This window comes from Mucilaginibacter tolerans (genome assembly GCF_030519375.1).
Lineage (GTDB): Bacteria > Bacteroidota > Bacteroidia > Sphingobacteriales > Sphingobacteriaceae > Mucilaginibacter.
Genome location: NZ_JAUMKB010000007.1, coordinates 156,176 through 176,244, shown reverse-complemented (window position 1 = coordinate 176,244; position 20,069 = coordinate 156,176). Strand labels below are relative to the sequence as shown.

The following is a 20,069-nucleotide window of genomic DNA, read 5'->3' as shown; positions in this document are numbered from 1 at the left end:
AATGCATTGCGTCTCTACTACTCCAATTACTTCTTCAAATCATTCAGCTTATTTCTCGTGTCTGCTACTTCCTGTATGCTTAATGATTTGGTAAAAACCTCGATAGCTTTTTGCTTGTCACCCGCCGCTACATAGTAATCGCCCAAACTATCAAATGCATTCGCACTATTTGGATATAATTGCGTATTGCGAATAAATAGTTTATATGCCTGTGGCATTTTATGTCGTCCCATACAGTCATAAGCTAGTTCATTTATCGTATTTTCTGTTGGCAAAACCGTGTAGCCTAATCTTCCGGAAATCATTTGAAAATGAGCAGCGAGAACGGAATCCTCATCCAGCTCCGGATGTTCAACAAACTGACTTGTTCTGAACTGGTAATAGTTAAAAATATAACGCAAGGCATCATATTCCGAAATCATCTCGACTGTGCCATGTCGTTCAGTTGGATAAAATTTTGACGCCCATCTTAGCCCTGCTGGTTTAGCGTCCCGTACAGCATGCACAAATGGGATCACCGCGCGTGTAAGTAAACTCATTTGATCGTTACTCTTTAATACCGATACTGAATCCAAACCCGGCGGGATATTATTAGCTATGGCTATAAATAAGGATTTGCCTTTAAAATTATGCTGTGATAGTTTAGGTTCCTGGATTTTAATCCACCGCTGGTCGTCCCACCATACACTTGGATCGAGAGCTATATAGGCATTGAACGATTCCGCATGATTGAACAGCGCATTCACAACAGCTAGACCTGCAAGCGAGTGCCCGCTATAAACACGATAATTAGCAGTAGCATATCTGGATTCAATATATGGTATCAGCTCTTTCTCCATAAAACTGATGAAATTTTCGCCTCCACCAGAATGGGCTATTTTAGGGTCGATAGTCGGCGTTAAATCACGTTCCCTGGTATTGAACCCCATATTATCAATTCCGACAACGATCATAGGAGGTATTACGCCGCTCATTTCTTCGGTAATACCCACGGCAGACAGAAAATGATCTTCGCCATCCAATATATAAAGTACCGGATAATGTTGATTTTTACCTCCCTCCGGAACATGTACCCGGATAGTTCGCTTTTCATTCAGAACTTTGGAATAAACTGTATCTACCGTACCGATAACAATGCGGCTATCTTTTTGAGCATAGGCTGATAGTCCGGCCATTAACAATACAAAAAGCAGCAATTTCTTCATTTCAGTAAGCTTTAACTTTTTTACCATCTGCAACTACAGGGCTAAACGGATGCGCCAAAAATGCAGCGAGCAGTTCGTCACCTTCCCGGGTATTCAACAGCGGCCCATGTGTTTTATCGATAAACAACAATCGTTGACTGTTCGGCATATAATGATGAATCAGATCATTATAATATGGCCTGCAATACGGGTCGGTATCACCTGAACTCAATAATACTGGAAGGTGCGAGTATACCGGCGTTTTTGCTGTCGGATCGACTGACTTCACATTCCAGCAATTACATATCGGGTGATCAACATCATTAAAATGATATCCGGCAAAATAGGGGAACATGCCATTTTGTTTATCGATCACTTTCTGATCGGCATAATTGATCTGCTCCGAGCAATACATCGAAAATCGCATGCCATCTGTAGAAGTTCCTGCACCAAACACCCCATCAAAATACTCCTTCATATAACTTTTTTGACTCCCGGCCATCAGCTGTATGATAATATACGGTACATTTTTAAGCTCACGGTTGGATGAAAGCTTATCGACCAAAAGACCGACTAGTTCGTCGCGGGTATATTTGATGCGGATACTATCCGGTTTACCCTTTTCCTTGTAGTTTAGGTAGAAGGCTTTATTACTTATCGAGTTCAGGTAATCATGAAATCGCTGCCGGAGATTTCCGTATTTCGCCTTATCTGTTGAATCCCTGTCGCAATTGCTGAATACTTTATCAAATGCCTCATTGATGCTGAAAACAGCATCTTCCTCGTAATTAACAAATCCCGGCAGGGCTGAATCCAAAACAACCGACCGGATATGCTGCGGGAAATTGCGCATTACGGTCATCATCAATCCACCGCTATAGGAAATACCAACCAGGTTTATGGAATCAATATTTAATACGCGGCGAAGATCCTCTATATCTGCGGCATTCTCAATCGTATTATAAGCATCCAGGTCGATGCCTTCACCTACTAATCGTTTACGGCAGGCTTTTACCGCAAGTAATATCATGCTATCCCTGTTCAGCCCCTTTCGGTAAGAATCTTTGATCGCCTCAGGTACTTCGGTACAGTTTAGCCAGGGCTTTGCATTGTAAGTGCCTCGTTGCTCGAAGGCAATATAGTCACGGTCCTTTATAAAAGCACGATTATGAATAAAGGTTACCCCATGCAATGAGCTTGCCCCCGGACCGCCTGCGGTATACAGCACCGGGTCTTTATGCTTATTTGGATTTTTGCTTTCTACATAAATAAATGGGAGCTTGATAGTTTTGCCATTAGGTTTACTCCTGTTTTCAGGAACGATCAGATAAGCGCAGCGGGTTTTCAGGCTCGTATCGGCTTTAAAAACACATTCGCAGGGTTCAATTCGTAGAGTATAGGCTTTTTGCTGGGCAAAACTTACATGCTGAAATAGGATAAAAAATACAATTACAGATATCAGATATTTCATTTTGACAATTCTTTTTCAGCAAAATAACAGCTTTGCAATAAGGGAATTTAGTAAAAAACGGACAATCTCAGGCTGCAACATGCTCGATTAGCTTCTTGCCGGTAAACCGTACCACCTCCTTGTAAAAGTGGCTCATGTCGTAGTAACCAAAATCGAAAGGAGTAAAATCGGTTTTATGATTTACATAGTATGTTAAAGCAATTCGGGCACGCACAACCGAGAAGTAGTTTTTGGGCGAAATACCTACCACCCTGTTAAAATAACGATTGATGGTTTTAGAGGTAACAAACATCCTTTCGGCCATTTCGCCGATGCTCATTTGCATATCCGATACTCCATAATTACTGATACAGTCGCGGACAAAACGCAGATAATAGTCTTTCTGCTGACGCTCTTTGAAAGAGGCTAGCAGGTAGTCTTGCATTAATTCGCATCGCTCAGCAAACGTAATTGGTTTTTTGATCTGGCTGAGAAGTTTTGCAGGCAAAATAGCGTCCAGATCAACCCTCCGATTGACGCATTTAAGCTGACTAATGCCTAAGACTGCTTCTAGTCCGCCGGGATAAAATTTAACGGTGAAAATATTGTCAGAAGGCGTATTAAATCGTTCAACTATGGAATCGCGCAGGATTAGAATATCCTGATCCACATTGATGCAGTGCTGGCGCTGGCCTACGGCGATCAGGTAAGGCGCTCCAAGATTGATATAAAAAGTGGGTGTCCAGCTCGGGAACATCTTTACCGAAAAGTTGGAATTGCCGATATATTTTTGAGTGAACTCTACAGATGATTCAGAGAAGAATTCGATATGTTCTGCTAACTCTGGGCAAGCATCAGTAAAGGTGTATATCTTGCGTATGTTATCGAATATCTCAACCATTGAACATAAGACGTGGGCAAAAGACCAATAGTTACACGAATGTTCCTATTGGCGCTTATTATCCACGCGCAAACATTCTTTCATCAAATACCCGAAACATCATCTTCATTACTGCGCGCCCAATTTGTACAGCAAAAGCGGCTGCCAAAAGTTGAGACAGCCGCTTTATTAATCAGGTACCTTCATTTATAAATAAAGGAATCAGGATTTAAAAACTATATCTGGCGCCAAATTGAATCGAGTAATAATTGCCCGTATATACTTTAGTACCGGCATTGGTATTCACCGAATAAATATACGAATTGGTTGATGAATCAAATCCTTTCACGTTATACAGCGTGGTATTAACGATTTGATTATAACCTCCCCATTTGTAATTCAGTAAGTTCAACATATTGAAAACATCAACACGGAAAGTTATTTTGTTGGTTTTTGCTATCTTTAAATCATAAGAAGCGCTTGTATTCCATTGCGTATTCCATGGCTGCAATCCGCCATTGTAGGCTGCAAATTTCCCGTAATTGTTTTCCAAATATTTTCTGAACTCGGGACTGGTTTTGCCCAGCAACGTTTTCATATCTGTTGCAATGTTTGCAGGAGTTTTCGGGTCATTCGGATCAAAAATATACGCAAGATCTTGCCCGTCGTTTCCTTCACCAATAACATCTTTATTTACGTTAATGGTATAGTGTCCGTTTTGATACGCCTGAAAAGAAGAGCTGACGCTGAAACCGTGAAACACAGGGCTGAGAAACAGCACTACCAGCTTGTGCCTTTGATCGCCATCGCTTAACCAGTTCTTCCCATAAGACGCATAGTTCCAATAAGAACTTCCTACGCTAAAGTTGGCGTTACGAGGATCGCCGCTATCATAGGGCGGTGTACCTGTTGCTTTACCATAAGCGTACGATACGCTAACGGAGCCGCCTTTACCAAACTGTGCAGCCATATCAGCAACGGCGCCCCAATATTTAGACGCCCATTTAGCATTAGTAAAGTAGCGTACCTGATTAAAATCTGATGATATTCTTGAGTTAGTGATAGGAAGGCCGTTGCTATTTGTTGCCGATATGGTGCTAGCCGGAACATACACCTCACGTCCTTCATTAGTTACAAATTCAGGATTGCGTTTAAGGTTTAAATCATAGAGATAAAAATTATCCCAGGTATTGTCAAAATAAAGGTTGCCACCAGTGCGTAACCAGTCGTTGAAGTAGTGATAATAACTCAGACTTGTTTTGAAGGTAAGTGGAGTTTTTAAATTTTTGTCCAAAACAAGCACGGTGGCGGGTTGCTTTGTTCCAAGTGAGTTATAATAAGCAACTCCCGGTACTTTATTAAAGTCTTTTTGATATGCCTGCCAATCAGGAACAGGTACGTTTGAGCGAATGTCTACCTGGCGAAAATCAACGCCATTATCAATATGAGAGAAGGTGATCGGCTGTGTCGTCAATTCGGAAGCAAACAGACCGGCACCAAATTTCACTATATCCCGGCCATCGCTGTTCACATCCCAGATAATATTTAAACGCGGTTGGATATTTTTTGCGTCAAAGGGCACTACGTGTGTATTCACGCCCAGATCCTGATAAAGTAACGGGTTATAGGTAGGCGCACTACCAATTATCTGTCCGTCCCAGCGAAGACCAAAGCTAAAGTCGACATTTGACCGAAGCTTGGTTTCCATTTGTGCAAACACTCCCAGTTCAAGCAGCGGGATGTGTACTTCGGGATTCTCGCCGTCCAATGGAATTTTCCTATTGAACCGGTATGGATTATTAGCTTGCATATCAGCAATACTATTGTAATAAAATTGCCCCTGCTGATCATGAGACAACCGGTCAGAAATAAAATTGAGGTTGTTATCTGTTCCGAATATATAGCTGATATTTCCCTTTTTATAGCGAAAATAATCTACCAATTGTATTACATCAGAAGCGTCTCTCTCGGGCACCCAGTTTTGATCTCCAAATGCTACTGTTGTAGTGCCGGTACTTCGATCAGCAAATGTTGATTGTACGTTTACAAATCCTTCCGGCACATGATTACCAACGAATCCCAATTTTTTACGATAGGTACTGTACTGTAATTTTAGCTCATTGGTTGTTGTCGTATTTATTTCGGAGCGAAGGCTAAGCATTGCCGAATTATCTATTTCATGGCCAATGTATTGTGTGCTGAGCAACCCGTTGCTTTTAAGTTTATTTGGATCAGTAAAATACAGGAAGTTGTATTTAAAGGTTAATAAATTCTTCTTGTTAATGTTCCAGTCAAGCTTAGCAAATGCATTCTGTGTTTTTTGTGTGATGTTGATGGCGCCATATTGCTGCATAACGGGAAATCCAAACTGATTTTCCATTATATCCACTACCTGCTTAAGATTGGCTTCCGTGATGCCTAAGTTTTTTTCGGCCTGGTCGTGGGTTGGTCCGGCGAAACTAAAATCATAAGCACGGAAAGGCATAGTTTTAGTATACTGATCATAAGAAACTAAGAACAGTAACTTGTCTTTAATTATAGGCCCGCTTAATAAAACACCCTCTTGTTTTACGCTATACTTTGTTGTAATAGGGTGACCAAATACGTCTTTTTTTGCTGCCAGCGAATTGGCTCCATAGTAAGCCCAGGCAGAACCTGAAAATGTATTCGTTCCCGATTTTGTAATGGCCTTCACAAGTCCGCCCGAACCTCTCCCAGAGGTAACATCATAGTCGTTTGTCGAGATTTCAAACTCACGTATGGTTTCAGACGAAATAGAAAATGCACCATCTGTAACGCCGCCAAATGTGGCCCGCCTGTTGCTTACGCCATCCAGCATATAGCCTGTGCCTCCACTTTTAGCGCCGGCGAGTGAACTGCCATTTGCTAAAGGGGATAGAAACATTAAGTCAGTATAATTTCTGGTAGCAATCGGTATTTTTTGCAAGGTACGGCTTGTAATGGCGGTGCCTCTTCCAAGTCGGTCAATACTATTGGTGAAACTGCTTGATTTTACTACTACTTCCGACAGTTCAGTGCTTTTACTAGTCAATACAATTTGTTGCAATACCAAATGGTCACCGAAGTTTAATGTATTGTCTTTCAAAACCTGTGTGGCCATATTTATTTCGCTAACCTGTATGGTATACACGCCGACAGGCAACTCACTTAAAATAAAATATCCCTTCTTGTCGGCAATCGTTTTTGCCGTAAAACCGGTATTCGTGTTGATTACAGTTATCGTAGCAAGTTCGGCTGCTTTTTTATCATCATGATAAACAAAACCACTAATGCTGGATCCGCTACCTTGAGCAAAAGACTGTTCTTTTGAGAGAAATAAAACCGAGAGAAATAAAACAAGAAATCGGACAAACGTCCCTTTTTTTAAGCATTGATGGCCCATACTGTGAGTTAATATATTGTTTTCGCATTAATTATGGCGGCGAAAATAGTACGAGTTTATCGATAAAAATGGGAGCGAAATAATAAGTAACAATAACATAATATACAGATAACGACCTCTGCTTACAGTAGAGCGTATTGCATAGAAACAATTAAAATCCAGTTAAAAATGAAATAATAAACAGATAACAATACCATGCGTTACGAAAAAAAATTAAAACCTAATTTTGCAATCTTAAGCAGGCGCGTTGAGAGAAATTTATCAGCGATTGTATATGAAAATTATTTTATCCGGTATTTTATTGGTACTAGTTACATTGACTGGGCTACAAGGCCAGGTGCCCGCCAGGCATTCACACAACGACTACGAGCAACCATTTCCGTTTTATACAGCATACCGGTATCAATTCGAATCCATTGAAGAAGATATCTTTTTAATAAACGGACGGCTTTTGGTGGCTCATACAGAGAAAGAACTAGAGCCAGAACGAACGCTTGGCAAACTTTATCTGCACCCTGTTGATTCTATTCTTAAAAAGAATAATGGCCTTATTTATCCAGGACAAAATCAAAAACTACAACTGCTTATCGACTGTAAAACTGAGGCTTATAGCACACTTAAGGCATTAATCGATCTTTTAAAAAAATACCCGGCCATAACGTCCAACGCTAATATCAAACTTGTTATCACAGGTAACAGGCCAATAGAAGAAGACTACAGCAAATATCCATCATATATATTTTTTGACGGCCGTCCGGACGAACACTATAGCAAAGCAGCATTGCGAAAAATAGCAATTATCAGTGTTGACTTTAGCCAATACTCGCAATGGAACGGCTACTCCATATTAACCCCGCAAGAACAGAAAAAACTTCAGCAGGTAGTTGCGGAAGCTGGGAGACTGAACAAGCCCTTCCGTTTTTGGGGATGCCCCGATACGGTAGTTGCCTGGGAAGAATTCATCAAGATGGGAATAGCTTTTATTAATACCGATCATATTGAACAGTTGTCTGATTTCCTGAAAGAAAAAACGCTGAAGACTGCGCAGTTTCAACAACAATTGCCTACAGCTCAAGCCGTCAAATAAACACGAAGACGAAATATCTTGAGTATCATTGCGTCACTCAGCCAATGGATGCCAATAGTTACGTACTGTCTCAAATCTCAAGAAGTATGATCACAAACTATTTTCCATTCACCTCCAATCTTTCTGAACCAAAGTGTGAAGTAACCACCCGGCGTATCTTTTTCGCGTTTTAAGCGCCATCGCCCTAAAACAAAGGCGTTATCGTTGTCTAATATTTTTACCTGTATAATATTAAAAGTAAGTTCACCCATCGCGGCTTTATCCGGGTAGCCTCTTTTATAACGCTCTATCGTTTTTTGCCAGCCATATACCGGGGCATCTTTACCTACAAAAACGAGGGAATCCGATTTCCAGTAGCCGTGCATAAAACCATCGATATCGCCGCGGTTCCAGGCCTGGCGCTGATCTTCCAATACTTTAGCAACGGCCTCTTTATCTTGTGCAAATAATGAATACGAGCACAAAAGCAGGCCAAAAAAGGTTATTATTGTTTTCATAACCGAAAATAAACAAATTGAAACAAAAAGCTTTTAGCTTTGTGGTATACCCTGATGCCTATGAATACTGTTTTATGCTTTGGCGAGATCCTTTGGGATACTTTTGAGGACGGCAAAAAAGCCGGCGGCGCACCGATGAATGTCGCCATGCACCTAAAACAGCAACAGGTTGATGTTGGCTTTGCCAGTAGAGTAGGCAGTGATAGATCTGGCGATGAACTCATCGAATTTTTGAAGCAGAATGATCTATTCGCCGAGAATCTGATCCAACGTGATGATAGGTATCCAACATGCGAGGTAACGGTCGAACTTGACGAAAATCAGCATGCTACTTATATCATTCCGCAACCGGTATCGTGGGACGATATTGAGTTAAGCTCTTTTTTGGAACACGCCGCTGTACATGCTTCGGCAGTTGTTTTTGGAAGTTTGGCCTGCCGTAGCGAGGTTACCCGTGATACATTGTTAAACCTGCTGGACGAAACCACAGCTTTAAAAATATTCGACGTCAATCTAAGAGCGCCCCATTATACACTATCGACTATTGAAAACCTCACTGCCAAAGCGGATGTGGTAAAAATGAACGAAGAAGAAGCCAGCTTATTGATAGGCGGCAGCAATGGCAACCTGCGCGAGAAGATCGAGGAATTCCGCTCAAAATATCATCCTAAAACTATTTGTGTTACACGAGGTGAACACGGCGCTATCGTTTGGCACGACCATGAATTTTATGAAAGTCCGGGTTGCCCTATACAAGTAGGCGATACAGTTGGCGCAGGTGACTCCTTTCTTGCCACTTTTGTGGCCGGACTGCTAAAAAATGAACCTATGCAACAACTGGTGGATAAAGCATGCTCAGTCGGCTCGTTCGTAGCCAGCAAACGCGGAGCCAATCCACCGTATGATGATCAGATTAAGAAGTTGCTGGGATTGAAGTGATCAGTTAACCAGTTATCAGCGATTAGTCGAATGCTGCGGACCTGATAACCGGTCACCAATAACTGATAACTCCTCCTATTGTCATCCTTCCCTAACATTTTAGCATTACCGGGTCAATCTCTAAACTTTTAACAGAATTAATCCGTTATTTTATATTCGAAAGGACAATGTATGCGTGGCTACGGATTTTCCAAGTTCACACCCAGGCAAATCCCCCAGGGCGGATTTGACGAATTATTAAAGCTTTTCCTCGAGTTGCTTAACTATACGGCCGGCGATGCGGGCGAGGCTTTGGCCTGGATGAATGAACTGGACAAACAATATAACGTCACCAATGACGAGTATGGCATGGGTGATTTTATTGATGAACTAAAGCAAAAAGGTTACTTAGACGAAGATAAAGGCAGCGGTGAATTTCGTATAACGGGGAAAACCGAACAGAGCATCCGGCAATCAGCTTTGGAAGAAATTTTCGGAAAACTGAAGAAATCGGGAAAAGGCAATCACCGTTCGCCGCAATCGGGCCAGGGTGATGAAAAGAATGCCGAGCGCCGTGAATATGAGTTTGGCGATAGCCTGGACCAAATCGACATGACGCAGTCAATCCATAATGCGCAGATCAACCACGGAATCGGCGATTTCACCATGACCGAGCGCGACCTGGAAGTGGAGGAAATGGACTATAAAACGCTTACCTCTACTGTGCTGATGATCGACATCTCACATTCCATGATATTGTATGGCGAGGACCGGATCACCCCCGCTAAAAAAGTAGCCATGGCTTTGGCCGAATTGATCAGGACAAAATACCCTAAGGATACTTTGGACATTGTAGTATTTGGCAATGATGCCTGGCCGATTACGTTGAAAGATTTGCCTTATTTACAGGTTGGGCCCTATCATACCAATACTTATGCCGGGCTTGAACTGGCGACTGACCTGCTTCGCCGTCGTAAAACACATAACAAGCAGATATTTATGATCACTGATGGTAAGCCCACCTGCCTGAAAGAAGGTAACCGTTATTATAAAAACAGCATCGGGCTCGACCGCAAGGTGGTAAACAAAACGCTGAATATGGCAGCGCAATGCAAGAGACTGAAAATACCGATAACCACGTTTATGATTGCACGTGACCCTTATCTGCAACAGTTTGTACGTAAATTTACCGAGACCAATGGCGGCAAAGCTTTTTACAGTTCGCTAACTGGTTTGGGTGAATATATTTTTGAGGACTATATCCGTAACCGGAGAAGAACCGTTAGATGAGCCGAAAGTCCGAAAGACGACTACACATTATATAATTTTTGACAAAGAACTTCCGGACTTGCGGTCTACCCGACCTTCGGACTAACAAAGACAAATGACTAAAATAACAGATATAAAAACTTTAGGCGAGTTAAAAAAATCGGGATACAAAAGTCGCACAGTTAAAGATGAATTAAGGCAAAACCTAATCCTGCAGCTGCAAAAACGCGAAGGTGGCTTTGAGGGCATCATCGGTTTTGAAGACACTGTGATACCTGATCTTCAAACCGCTATTTTATCGCGCCACAATATATTATTACTTGGTTTGCGTGGTCAGGCTAAAACCCGCATTGCCCGCCTGATGGTGAACCTTCTGGATGAATACGTGCCATACATTGAAGGGTCTGAATTATTTGATGATCCATTCAACCCGATCTCATGGTATGCACACAACGAATTGAATATCAAGGGTGATGCTACCCCAATAGCCTGGCTTCACCGTTCTGAAAGATATACAGAAAAACTGGCGACACCTGATGTTACTGTTGCCGATTTGATTGGTGATGTAGACCCAATAAAGGCCGCTACCATGAAGCTGCATTATTCGGACGAAAGAGTAATCCACTTCGGACTGATCCCACGCGCGCACAGGGGCGTATTCGTCATCAACGAATTACCAGACTTGCAGGCGCGTATCCAGGTGTCATTATTCAATATCCTCCAGGAGAAAGACATCCAGATACGTGGTTTTAAGCTTCGTTTGCCTTTGGATATACAGTTTGTATTTACAGCCAACCCTGAAGACTATACCAATCGCGGCTCTATCGTTACACCATTGAAAGACCGTATCGAAAGCCAGATACTGACGCATTATCCACGCTCTGTTGAGATTTCGCGCAAGATCACACAACAGGAAGCTTTACTATCGCCTGAGCAGAAAACTGCAATTGAGGTGGATGGCTTGGTAAAAGACCTGATCGAGCAGATTGCTTTTGAAGCACGTAATTCAGAATACATTGATAAAAAATCGGGTGTATCTGCACGTTTAACCATTTCTGCCTTTGAGAACCTGGTAAGTAATGCTGAAAGGCGTATGATCATCAATGGTGAATCATCTACTTTTGTTCGCATCACCGACTTTTTAGGTGTGATCCCCGCCATAACCGGTAAGATAGAATTGGTATACGAAGGCGAACAAGAAGGCCCCGCCAAGGTCGCCAATATGATGATCGGCAAAGCTATTAAAACACTGATGCTTCAGTTTTTCCCGGATCCGGAAAAGGTGAAAAAATCTAAAGCGCCAAACCCTTATACGGAAATTATCAACTGGTTCGGCGACAGCAATACCATTCTGCTGAATGATGATCTGCCGTTGGCGGAATACAAGAAGTCGCTTAACTCGGTCGCTGGCTTAAAGGATCTTGTAAAGAAAACCCACCCTAAACTAAGCGAAAGCCAGCAACTATTGCTGATGGAATTCGTACTGCATGGCCTCGCTGAATTTTCTCAGCTCAACAAAGGCTTTCTTGATAATGGCTTTGCCTTTTCAGACATGTTCAACAGCCTGTTCAACCTTGAACCCGATGAAGACGACCTCGATTTAGATGATGATCGTTATTAATTTACCCCGGATCTAATGGAGCAACAAGCCCCTTCTATACTCTTGATATGCGTCGGCTTTTTACTGGCCGACTTTTACCTTATTGGCGGTATACGCGCCGGACTTAAAAAATGGAAATTTGCCCAGTCGCGCACTTTTACCAGGCTGTACTGGCTGATCTCGGCAGGGCTTATTATCGGTGTATTTTTAAGCATTTTCCGGCACATGGGCCTTGGTGTGCGGTCAGTGTTCCTGCTTGGATTTTTCCTGATGGCCATTGGCAAGATGATGTTCCTGCCGTTTATATTGACTGATGATATCCGCAGATTGGTTATTTGGTTCAGGAAAAAATCCCAAAAAGAGGAAAAACCTTTACGACAGCCAGGCCCGTATGATATTCCGCGCTCGGAGTTCCTAATGAAGGCTGGGCTACTGGCGGGCTCTATTCCACTGGGAGGTATTGTTTATGGAACTATCTCGGGCGTTTATGATTACCAGGTAAAGCACCGTACGCTTTATTTACCAAATCTTCCTAAAGCATTTGATGGTATTAAGTTGGGGCAAATATCCGACATCCATTCCGGTAGTTTCTATAATAAAAGAGCCGTAACGGGTGGTGTTGAAATGCTGATGAAGGAAAAGCCCGATTTCATTTTCTTTACCGGCGATTTGGTGAACAGCCGAACCAGCGAAATGAGTGGTTACCAGGATATTTTCAGTAAAGTGAAGGCGCCATTGGGGGTTTATTCATCTTTAGGCAACCATGATTATGGTGATTATGCGTATTGGCCAACCGAACAAGCCTGGCAGAAAAACTTCCAGGACATACTGGATACCCACAAAAACATGGGTTGGGATCTGCTACGAAATGAAAACCGCCGATTGAAAGTAAATGGCGAAGAGATTGGTATTTTAGGGGTAGAAAACTGGGGCTCATTAAGCCGCTTTCCTAAACGGGGCAGGCTGGACCTGGCTACAAAAAATACCAATGACTTGCCGGTAAAACTGCTGCTCTCGCACGATCCGTCGCACTGGCGGGCACAGGTATTGGATTACCCGGATATTGATGTGATGTTTGCAGGACATACGCACGGCATGCAGTTCGGCGTGCAAACCAAGTTTTTTCAATGGAGCCCGATCCAATATATTTATAAAGAATGGGCCGGGCTTTACCGCGAACGCAAACAGCAATTATATGTAAATGTGGGCTATGGATTTTTAGGTTATCCCGGAAGGCTTGGAATGTTGCCGGAGATTACGATATTTGAACTGAAAGCAGCCGCTGACCCGTCATTATCAAATAAGGTTTAATAACGGCGCTTCTTTCTCATTCTGCCGATGAAGAAACTATTGCAGCCCGTCATTGATTTCGTGCTTTTCAGCAACGTATTCATGTCATTATGCGCCGTAGCGCAGGGTCTACTTACTTTTCACCTCATCGATTCAAAACCCCTATACTCTGTTTTAGGGCTATTGTTTACTTCCACACTGGGTATTTACAACTTCTGTATACTCATCAGCAAGCCTAAAAACCCGGAGGCATCGCCCTATCGGCGCATTCGCTGGTTCTTTTCTCATTACCGGCTGATGGTTACGCTTACCATCGTGTCGATGTTATCATTAATTCCACTATTCTTCCTGATTTCCACCGGCTCGAAAATATTATTGATCTTCCTGGCTGTATTATCATTTGGCTATGGACTACCCCTGTTTTCCATTGGCGAACAGAAATTCAGTCTGCGCAATATTCCCGGTCTAAAACTGGTCATGATTACCCTGGTGTGGACCATGAGCTGCGTATTGCTACCTATTCTGGAGGCCCAGGCGGGGCAACTGGCTACTATTTCCATGCGTGATACTACTATCCTCATCGCCAAACGTTTCCTGTTTATTGCAGCTTTGGCTATTCCATTTGATATCAGAGATCTATTTGAGGACAAGCAATTGGGCCTTAAAACCATCCCCGTTGCCTGGGGCGAGAAGAACGCCTACCTCTTTTGCCAGGTATTGCTAATTGGATACTTAGTTCTGTTGTTCCTTTTCCGCAATATGGGCTTCACTACCGATTTCTGGGCCCTGACATTGAGCGTCGTACTTACCGGCTGGCTGATCTTCAAATCAAAATGGGAGAAAAACGAATATTACTACTTCTTTTATATGGATGGGGTACTAATACTACAATATCTCTTTGTGATTGCTTTTAATCAAGTAAGCCGGTTAATTTCATAACGAAATTATGGCCGCCAATTATGACAATTCTGCCTGGTTTTATGACCATCTTTCGCGACTGGTTTATGGCAAAGCATTGGTGCGGTCACAGGTTTACCTGTTAAAACATATCCCTGCAAATTCAAATATTTTAATTGCAGGCGGCGGCACAGGATGGATACTGGAAGAGATAGCCAAAGTGCGCCCTTCGGGATTGACCATAACTTATGCAGAGGTTTCGCCCAACATGATAAGTCTGTCCAAGAAACGAAATACAGGAAGTAACAAAGTAATCTTTATCAACAAACCGGTTGAGAACTTAGATGGAGATCGACTTTATGATGTGTTATTAACGCCGTTTCTGTTTGATAATTTCACTGAAGAAACATTGCAAAAGGTGTTTGCACATAGCCATAATAGGTTAAAATCCGGCGGCATCTGGCTCAATACCGATTTCAGGCCGACAGATAAATGGTGGCACTCGTTCCTGCTCAAATCGATGATTGTCTTTTTTAGGTTGATTTGTGGCATCGAAGCCAAGAAGTTGCCCAAAATTGAAAAGCAATTTGAGGGGTATCAATACGAGCCCATCGACCAAAAATCATTTTTCGGTGAGTTTATTTTGTCCACGGCTTATCAAAAGCTGTCACACTGAGGCACTCTTGCACAAATTGTTCTGACCTTCGACTTTTGACTTCACACAATCTTCCACCCAGCAAAAGGCTTCACCGTAGCGCACGTTGGTGAGCCATCCTTTGCAGTGCCAGGTACATACGTTTCTAAAGTCAGATCAGCATCTGTAGTGAGCTGATCGACAATTTCCCAGGTAATTCCGGATAAAGGAATTTTAAGCCGCCGCGACCATATATCTTCCTTCCCGGCGTAAGTACCGATATCAATATAAATAAAATTATCTGGATAAGAACCCTGTGCAAACGGTCCGCCGAACCTTGGTGTCTGATCTTTTATCCTGTCGCCGCGAATAGTGACATTTAAATCAAAATGCAAATCACCGGAACCCGACTTTTGCAGTTGCACCGTCTCATACTTGCTTCCCGAACCTTTTTGCAGGCCGAAGTGAACACCCGGAGGCGGTAATTGCAATACGATATGCAAAGGCAGTTCCAACAATTCACAAATCTATCTAAATCTAAAATCGTAAATCCAAAATCAAATCACCCTTCGTACACAAACTTATACCCAATTCCCCTCACAGTTTGCAGGTAGGTTGGTGAATCAGGGTTGTTTTCGATCTTTTTACGTAAACGTACAATGTGCATATCCAGGGTACGGGTATTCACATCAGCGTTGTAGCCCCATACTTCCATCATCAGTTCCTCGCGGTTGATCACCTTATTTTTATTCTTCAGGAAGTACAGCAAAATGCGGTTCTCCAATATGGTCAGCTCCACTTTACGCCCATCCCTTATCAGCAGGTGCGTATTGGGGTGATGCTCCATATTGGCAAACTTGTATGCTTCAGGTTTTTCACTGTTCAGAGAGAACTTGATCTTATTATCTATCAGCGCCACCAAAACATCCATATTAAATGGCTTGGTGATGTAATCTGACACGCCGAAGTTGTAAGCCTCGATCTTGTCTACATCCTGTGCCTTGGCAGTCATCATGATCACTAATTTATCGAAACCCTGCTCCCTTATCGAGCTGCATACTTCGCCGCCCTGCTTGCCTGGCAGCATCCAATCCAGCAATACTATATGTGGCTGTTCTTCCAATATCATTGTCTCGGCATAATCGCCATTATCAGCTTCCAGCACTTTATAGCCCTCAGACTGCAAACGCTCGGCTACCAGGAAACGCAGGTTTTCATCGTCTTCAACCAGCGCTATTTTTATTTCTTTTTCCATAATTCAATTTTGATCATTATTCGGCACTTGCATAAGGAAGATTAACAATAAACTCCGAACCTTCGTTGATTTTTGAAGTTACTGTTATTTCTCCGTTCATAAAATTAACCAGTTCCTTACAGAATGCCAAACCCAAACCCACGCTCCCATCCTGATTGTATTGGTTCTCTATCCGGTAAAACTTCTTAAATATATTTTCCATTTCCTCACGGGCTATACCGATCCCTTTATCCTTAAATGAAAAGAGGATATTATTCCTTTTCCCCGGAGCAATCTTAATATTCATCTCCCTGTGTTTAGGGTTAGAATACTTATAAGCGTTCTCCATCATATTTTGAAATACACTACCCAACAATACCGGATCGGTATAAAAGTTGCTTACTTTATCAATCTTATAATCCAGCTTAAAGTCAGGATACTTTATTCTGAATGTATCGATGTACCCTTTTGTAAAATCTTCCAGATTTACTTTTTCTTTTTTGATAATAATCGATTTATTTTCAAGCTGTGTAAATGATAGTAGTTTATTCATCAGTTCATTCAACTTGTCAGCCTCTTCATCCAATATTTTCCCATAATGCTTTCGCTGGCGCTCACTCAGATCACTATCGCCCCGTAGATTCGAACCGGCTATTTTTATAACACTGATAGGCGTTTTAAACTCGTGAGTGAAGTTATTTATAAAATCGTACTGCAGCTTAAACAATTTCATGTTCACATTCAGGTTACGATAAATCAACCAGCCGATCAGCACCAGGAAAATGTAGATCAGCAACACCATCGCGGCAATCGGCATAAACCGGCGGTTAGTCTCCGCGGTAAGATAGTCCCTGGGTGAGCTGAAATATAATTTATAATCCGCAAACCCACCTGTAAGGGGAACTTCGGTCGTGATTTTATTAACCGAGTTATCCAGGGGATCATACACTACTGGTCTCAGGTAAATATTTTTATATAATTCGGGATGGGTGTTTACTACTTTAAGTGCATGCTGATTCAAAAGAAACGTCAGCATATTCTGCCTGTACTCTGAGGGCTGAGCTATTCCTTTTTGTATCTCCCGATAGCGTTTCACCTCTTCCCGCCTGGGAATATTTAGATAAGTTATTTTCTCGGGCTGGATGTCGTAAAATGTCCTGAACTTTTCGTCTTGTGTTGGTTCTCTTGTTGTATCTGCAAATGCAACAAAACTGTTCAGCTTTGCCGACATGGATGTAAAATCGGGATTGGTTTGAGGCACCGTTTTTTTGGCACCTGCCATCGTTTGGTCTCTCCGCCGCCAGTACTCATATACGGAGTTGATGTTCACATCCAAGCCCTTCTGAGGGGGTTTACTGCTGCCAATACTGATGTTATAAAATATTATACGCCGCACAAACGGATAAGCGCTGAAAACAGTACCTGAATATTTTGCTGCCGACGTTGAATCCAGGTAACCCTGATAATAAGTAATTTCAGGTATGCGATTAGAGAAAAAGTCGTTATAAGGTTTCATCGTCTGTTCCAGCACATCTATCTTTTTTGATGAAAACTCATTTTCAACGTAGGTCGAGGTAAGGCCATAAGCAATAAAAAGCGCAACGATAAACGTTACTGATATCAGTATCAGGAAAGAAATAATTAATGAAAAATTTTTGCGGTAAATACTGTGCTGCGCGGCCATTACAAACGTCTTTAGTTCCTCACATGCATATTCGCATCCAGAAACTTTTCTATTTCCGTATACATTTCCATCCGGTTACGTTCATTTCTGAAAGGTTTACGTTCATTTGGCTTCAGGAAATAAGTTACACTAACCCCTTGTTTTTTCAGTTCGCGCACAAACTGGTTCATTTCACTTATGTTGGCAGACTCATCCTTTGCCCCCTGGAAAATAAGCAAAGGCGCTTTGATCTTATCCGTATGGAAAACGGGAGAAATCGCTCTTAATTGCTCTGCGTCGGTTTCGGGGTTTCCTATCATCTCATACATCATCTGTAAGCGGGGTTTCACATAAGGTGGTACATCTTTTATATAGGTAAAAAAGTTGATCAGACCATACTGAACTACAGCGCAGTTATATATATCAGGATGAAATGATACACCATATAATCCACAAAATCCGCCAAAACCGCCTCCCAGGATAGCTATCTTTTTAGGATCAGCAGTTCCCTTTTTAATTAACCACTTAACACCATCAGTTATATCATCCTGAATTTTTCCTCCTACCTGCTTGAAGCCTGCGCTATAAAAAGCTTTCCCATACCCGGCAGAACCTCTGTAATTTATCTGGAATACGGCATACCCCCTGTTTGCCAGGAATTGTACCTCATCGCTATATCTCCAATTATCCCGGTTTCGCCACGGACCATCATGCGGCAGCACTACAACAGGCAGGTCGGTTGTTTTACTTCCCTTTGGTAAGGTGAGGTATCCATTAATTTCAAGCCCATCCCTTGAGGTATAGCTGATGGGCTCCATAGGGCAAAGGTCCTCCGGCTTAATGGACGAGTTAATATTCCCAAGGCTGGTTATTTTACCCGTATTGTGTTGATACAAGTAATAGGTACCGGGGTTGCGGTCGGTATAACTAAAGAAAATGAATTTGTTTTCAGCACTATCACGGCTCACAATATCTATTTGGGTGCCATGCAGATACTTTGATAATGTATCATAAATGAGCTTGACGCCCGAGTCCAGAAAATGTTTCTTAGGTTTTGCCTCCTCACAACCGGCAATTTCCAGGCGATGCAGATCCTTTGAATAATCTACTCTGCCAATATCTGTCTTGTCGCAAGTGAAAACCACCCTTTGTTCTTTTCCAGTCTGCGCATCTATCTCCACCAATGCCGACTTATCGCGATCAATATTTGATAAAGCATAAAAATTACTTTCTACCCCTGTAAATGCTATCGGCTGTACCCTGTTCACAAAGTTGTTTTTGATGATCGGTTTAAAGGGTTCGTTATCGTTGGCCCGGTAAAGTATAGTTTCATCAACGCCATCGGACGACTTTACCAACCTTATTTTGCCGTCATCATCGGGGAACCATTCCGTTATATTTCCCGGGTTTATCAGATAAGGCTTCAGTTCGCCTGTTTTTACGTTAAGCCGGTAGATATCAAAATTCGCCAGGTCACGTTTATTCATGCTAATGGTAACCACGTCCGGTTCACCTTTTATCCGATTGTTCAATATGTTTATGCGGCCTTTATCTAATGTCAGTATATCACGCAATTTTAATTCCGGGACATCCAGCGCGTACATTTTATATTGGTCAATAGAGATAACATCCTGTATCAGGACAATCTGGTTATTATAGGTCCAAGAGTAGTTTCGTACCGAGTAATCATCGAAAGAAGTGGCCATTTGCTCTTTCCCGTCTGCCAATGATTGTATGAACAGGTTTTGCCGGCCTTTAAATGGTTTTAAGTAGGACACATACTTCCCATCTGGCGATAACCTAAAAAAACTCTTTTCAGCTGTTTTGAAAAAATCGCTAATGGGTATTTGCTTTATATGTTCTTCTTTACATGTTGCAAATAAACATATAATCGCAATAGAAAATAAAATTCGCAGCCTGGTCAACATCATCTACAATAGTTCGGAACCTTATATTAGGTTAAACTTACTTAAATTACTCAAGCGATACAAAATGTCACTACAATTTTACGGCAATCTGCCGTTATATTAGGTAGCAGCATCATTTGCAATAAATTTGGCTTT

General features: G+C 42.1%; 16 protein-coding genes. 7 read left to right on the top strand and 9 right to left on the bottom strand.

What is annotated here, in order from left to right:
* Window positions 1–26 precede the first annotated feature (26 nt).
* The 4 genes from Q3A68_RS12045 to Q3A68_RS12030 form a co-directional block, all read right to left on the bottom strand.
* A complete protein-coding gene (locus Q3A68_RS12045; RefSeq protein WP_302901338.1) occupies window positions 27–1,205 on the bottom strand; it encodes an alpha/beta hydrolase-fold protein in 1,179 nt (392 codons plus the stop codon).
* 1 nt (window position 1,206) lies between these two features.
* Window positions 1,207–2,655 (bottom strand): alpha/beta fold hydrolase, encoded by a 1,449-nt coding sequence (locus Q3A68_RS12040; RefSeq protein ID WP_302901337.1) that lies wholly within the window; start codon window positions 2,653–2,655, stop codon window positions 1,207–1,209.
* Between the two features lie 67 nt (window positions 2,656–2,722).
* Window positions 2,723–3,535, bottom strand: a complete 813-nt coding sequence (locus tag Q3A68_RS12035) for an AraC family transcriptional regulator (protein WP_302901336.1) — start codon at window positions 3,533–3,535, stop codon at window positions 2,723–2,725.
* Between the two features lie 208 nt (window positions 3,536–3,743).
* The gene (locus Q3A68_RS12030; RefSeq protein WP_302901335.1) at window positions 3,744–6,917 is read right to left on the bottom strand and encodes a TonB-dependent receptor; all 3,174 of its coding nucleotides are present in this window, start codon (window positions 6,915–6,917) and stop codon (window positions 3,744–3,746) included.
* Window positions 6,918–7,191: 274 nt separating this feature from the next.
* Between Q3A68_RS12030 and Q3A68_RS12025 the strand changes: the two genes are divergently transcribed.
* A complete protein-coding gene (locus Q3A68_RS12025) occupies window positions 7,192–8,004 on the top strand; it encodes a phosphatidylinositol-specific phospholipase C/glycerophosphodiester phosphodiesterase family protein (RefSeq protein ID WP_302901334.1) in 813 nt (270 codons plus the stop codon).
* A gap of 77 nt (window positions 8,005–8,081) precedes the next feature.
* Here Q3A68_RS12025 and Q3A68_RS12020 read toward each other — a convergent pair whose 3' ends face one another.
* Window positions 8,082–8,501, bottom strand: a complete 420-nt coding sequence (locus tag Q3A68_RS12020) for a YybH family protein (protein ID WP_302901333.1) — start codon at window positions 8,499–8,501, stop codon at window positions 8,082–8,084.
* Window positions 8,502–8,561: 60 nt separating this feature from the next.
* Between Q3A68_RS12020 and Q3A68_RS12015 the strand changes: the two genes are divergently transcribed.
* The 6 genes from Q3A68_RS12015 to Q3A68_RS11990 all read left to right on the top strand — a co-directional run bounded on the left by Q3A68_RS12015 (window position 8,562) and on the right by Q3A68_RS11990 (window position 15,151).
* Complete coding sequence (locus Q3A68_RS12015) at window positions 8,562–9,440, top strand: carbohydrate kinase family protein (protein ID WP_302901332.1); 879 nt, start codon at window positions 8,562–8,564, stop codon at window positions 9,438–9,440.
* Window positions 9,441–9,611: 171 nt separating this feature from the next.
* Window positions 9,612–10,709 carry a vWA domain-containing protein gene (locus Q3A68_RS12010; RefSeq protein WP_302901331.1) on the top strand — a complete coding sequence of 366 codons (1,098 nt, stop codon included), beginning with the start codon at window positions 9,612–9,614 and terminating at the stop codon, window positions 10,707–10,709.
* Window positions 10,710–10,803: 94 nt separating this feature from the next.
* The gene (locus tag Q3A68_RS12005) at window positions 10,804–12,309 is read left to right on the top strand and encodes a sigma 54-interacting transcriptional regulator (protein ID WP_302901330.1); all 1,506 of its coding nucleotides are present in this window, start codon (window positions 10,804–10,806) and stop codon (window positions 12,307–12,309) included.
* Between the two features lie 15 nt (window positions 12,310–12,324).
* Window positions 12,325–13,599, top strand: coding sequence for a metallophosphoesterase (locus Q3A68_RS12000; protein ID WP_302901329.1), 1,275 nt, complete (start codon window positions 12,325–12,327; stop codon window positions 13,597–13,599).
* A gap of 27 nt (window positions 13,600–13,626) precedes the next feature.
* On the top strand, window positions 13,627–14,517 hold the full coding sequence (locus Q3A68_RS11995; protein ID WP_302901328.1) for a UbiA prenyltransferase family protein: 891 nt from the start codon (window positions 13,627–13,629) through the stop codon (window positions 14,515–14,517).
* Between the two features lie 7 nt (window positions 14,518–14,524).
* Window positions 14,525–15,151, top strand: a complete 627-nt coding sequence (locus Q3A68_RS11990) for a class I SAM-dependent methyltransferase (RefSeq protein WP_302901327.1) — start codon at window positions 14,525–14,527, stop codon at window positions 15,149–15,151.
* Between the two features lie 41 nt (window positions 15,152–15,192).
* Here Q3A68_RS11990 and Q3A68_RS11985 read toward each other — a convergent pair whose 3' ends face one another.
* Genes Q3A68_RS11985 through Q3A68_RS11970 form a run of 4 tightly spaced genes read right to left on the bottom strand, consistent with a single transcriptional unit; the run spans window position 15,193 to window position 19,784 of the window.
* Window positions 15,193–15,624, bottom strand: a complete 432-nt coding sequence (locus Q3A68_RS11985; protein WP_302901326.1) for a DUF5990 family protein — start codon at window positions 15,622–15,624, stop codon at window positions 15,193–15,195.
* Between the two features lie 47 nt (window positions 15,625–15,671).
* Entirely contained in the window at window positions 15,672–16,364 is a 693-nt protein-coding gene (locus tag Q3A68_RS11980; protein ID WP_302901325.1) for a response regulator transcription factor, read from the bottom strand.
* 16 nt (window positions 16,365–16,380) lie between these two features.
* Window positions 16,381–18,027, bottom strand: coding sequence for a sensor histidine kinase (locus Q3A68_RS11975; RefSeq protein ID WP_302901324.1), 1,647 nt, complete (start codon window positions 18,025–18,027; stop codon window positions 16,381–16,383).
* Between the two features lie 11 nt (window positions 18,028–18,038).
* Window positions 18,039–19,784 (bottom strand): alpha/beta hydrolase family protein, encoded by a 1,746-nt coding sequence (locus Q3A68_RS11970; RefSeq protein WP_302901323.1) that lies wholly within the window; start codon window positions 19,782–19,784, stop codon window positions 18,039–18,041.
* Window positions 19,785–20,069 lie beyond the last annotated feature (285 nt).

What these genes read in the sequence shown, in the direction of transcription:
- Q3A68_RS12045 (WP_302901338.1), bottom strand. Translation starts at nt 1,205, where the DNA reads ATGAAGAAATTGCTGCTTTTTGTATTGTTAATGGCCGGACTATCAGCC.
- Q3A68_RS12040 (WP_302901337.1), bottom strand. Translation starts at nt 2,655, where the DNA reads ATGAAATATCTGATATCTGTAATTGTATTTTTTATCCTATTTCAGCAT.
- Q3A68_RS12035 (WP_302901336.1), bottom strand. Translation starts at nt 3,535, where the DNA reads ATGGTTGAGATATTCGATAACATACGCAAGATATACACCTTTACTGAT.
- Q3A68_RS12030 (WP_302901335.1), bottom strand. Translation starts at nt 6,917, where the DNA reads ATGGGCCATCAATGCTTAAAAAAAGGGACGTTTGTCCGATTTCTTGTT.
- Q3A68_RS12025 (WP_302901334.1), top strand. Translation starts at nt 7,192, where the DNA reads ATGAAAATTATTTTATCCGGTATTTTATTGGTACTAGTTACATTGACT.
- Q3A68_RS12020 (WP_302901333.1), bottom strand. Translation starts at nt 8,501, where the DNA reads ATGAAAACAATAATAACCTTTTTTGGCCTGCTTTTGTGCTCGTATTCA.
- Q3A68_RS12015 (WP_302901332.1), top strand. Translation starts at nt 8,562, where the DNA reads ATGAATACTGTTTTATGCTTTGGCGAGATCCTTTGGGATACTTTTGAG.
- Q3A68_RS12010 (WP_302901331.1), top strand. Translation starts at nt 9,612, where the DNA reads ATGCGTGGCTACGGATTTTCCAAGTTCACACCCAGGCAAATCCCCCAG.
- Q3A68_RS12005 (WP_302901330.1), top strand. Translation starts at nt 10,804, where the DNA reads ATGACTAAAATAACAGATATAAAAACTTTAGGCGAGTTAAAAAAATCG.
- Q3A68_RS12000 (WP_302901329.1), top strand. Translation starts at nt 12,325, where the DNA reads ATGGAGCAACAAGCCCCTTCTATACTCTTGATATGCGTCGGCTTTTTA.
- Q3A68_RS11995 (WP_302901328.1), top strand. Translation starts at nt 13,627, where the DNA reads ATGAAGAAACTATTGCAGCCCGTCATTGATTTCGTGCTTTTCAGCAAC.
- Q3A68_RS11990 (WP_302901327.1), top strand. Translation starts at nt 14,525, where the DNA reads ATGGCCGCCAATTATGACAATTCTGCCTGGTTTTATGACCATCTTTCG.
- Q3A68_RS11980 (WP_302901325.1), bottom strand. Translation starts at nt 16,364, where the DNA reads ATGGAAAAAGAAATAAAAATAGCGCTGGTTGAAGACGATGAAAACCTG.
- Q3A68_RS11975 (WP_302901324.1), bottom strand. Translation starts at nt 18,027, where the DNA reads ATGGCCGCGCAGCACAGTATTTACCGCAAAAATTTTTCATTAATTATT.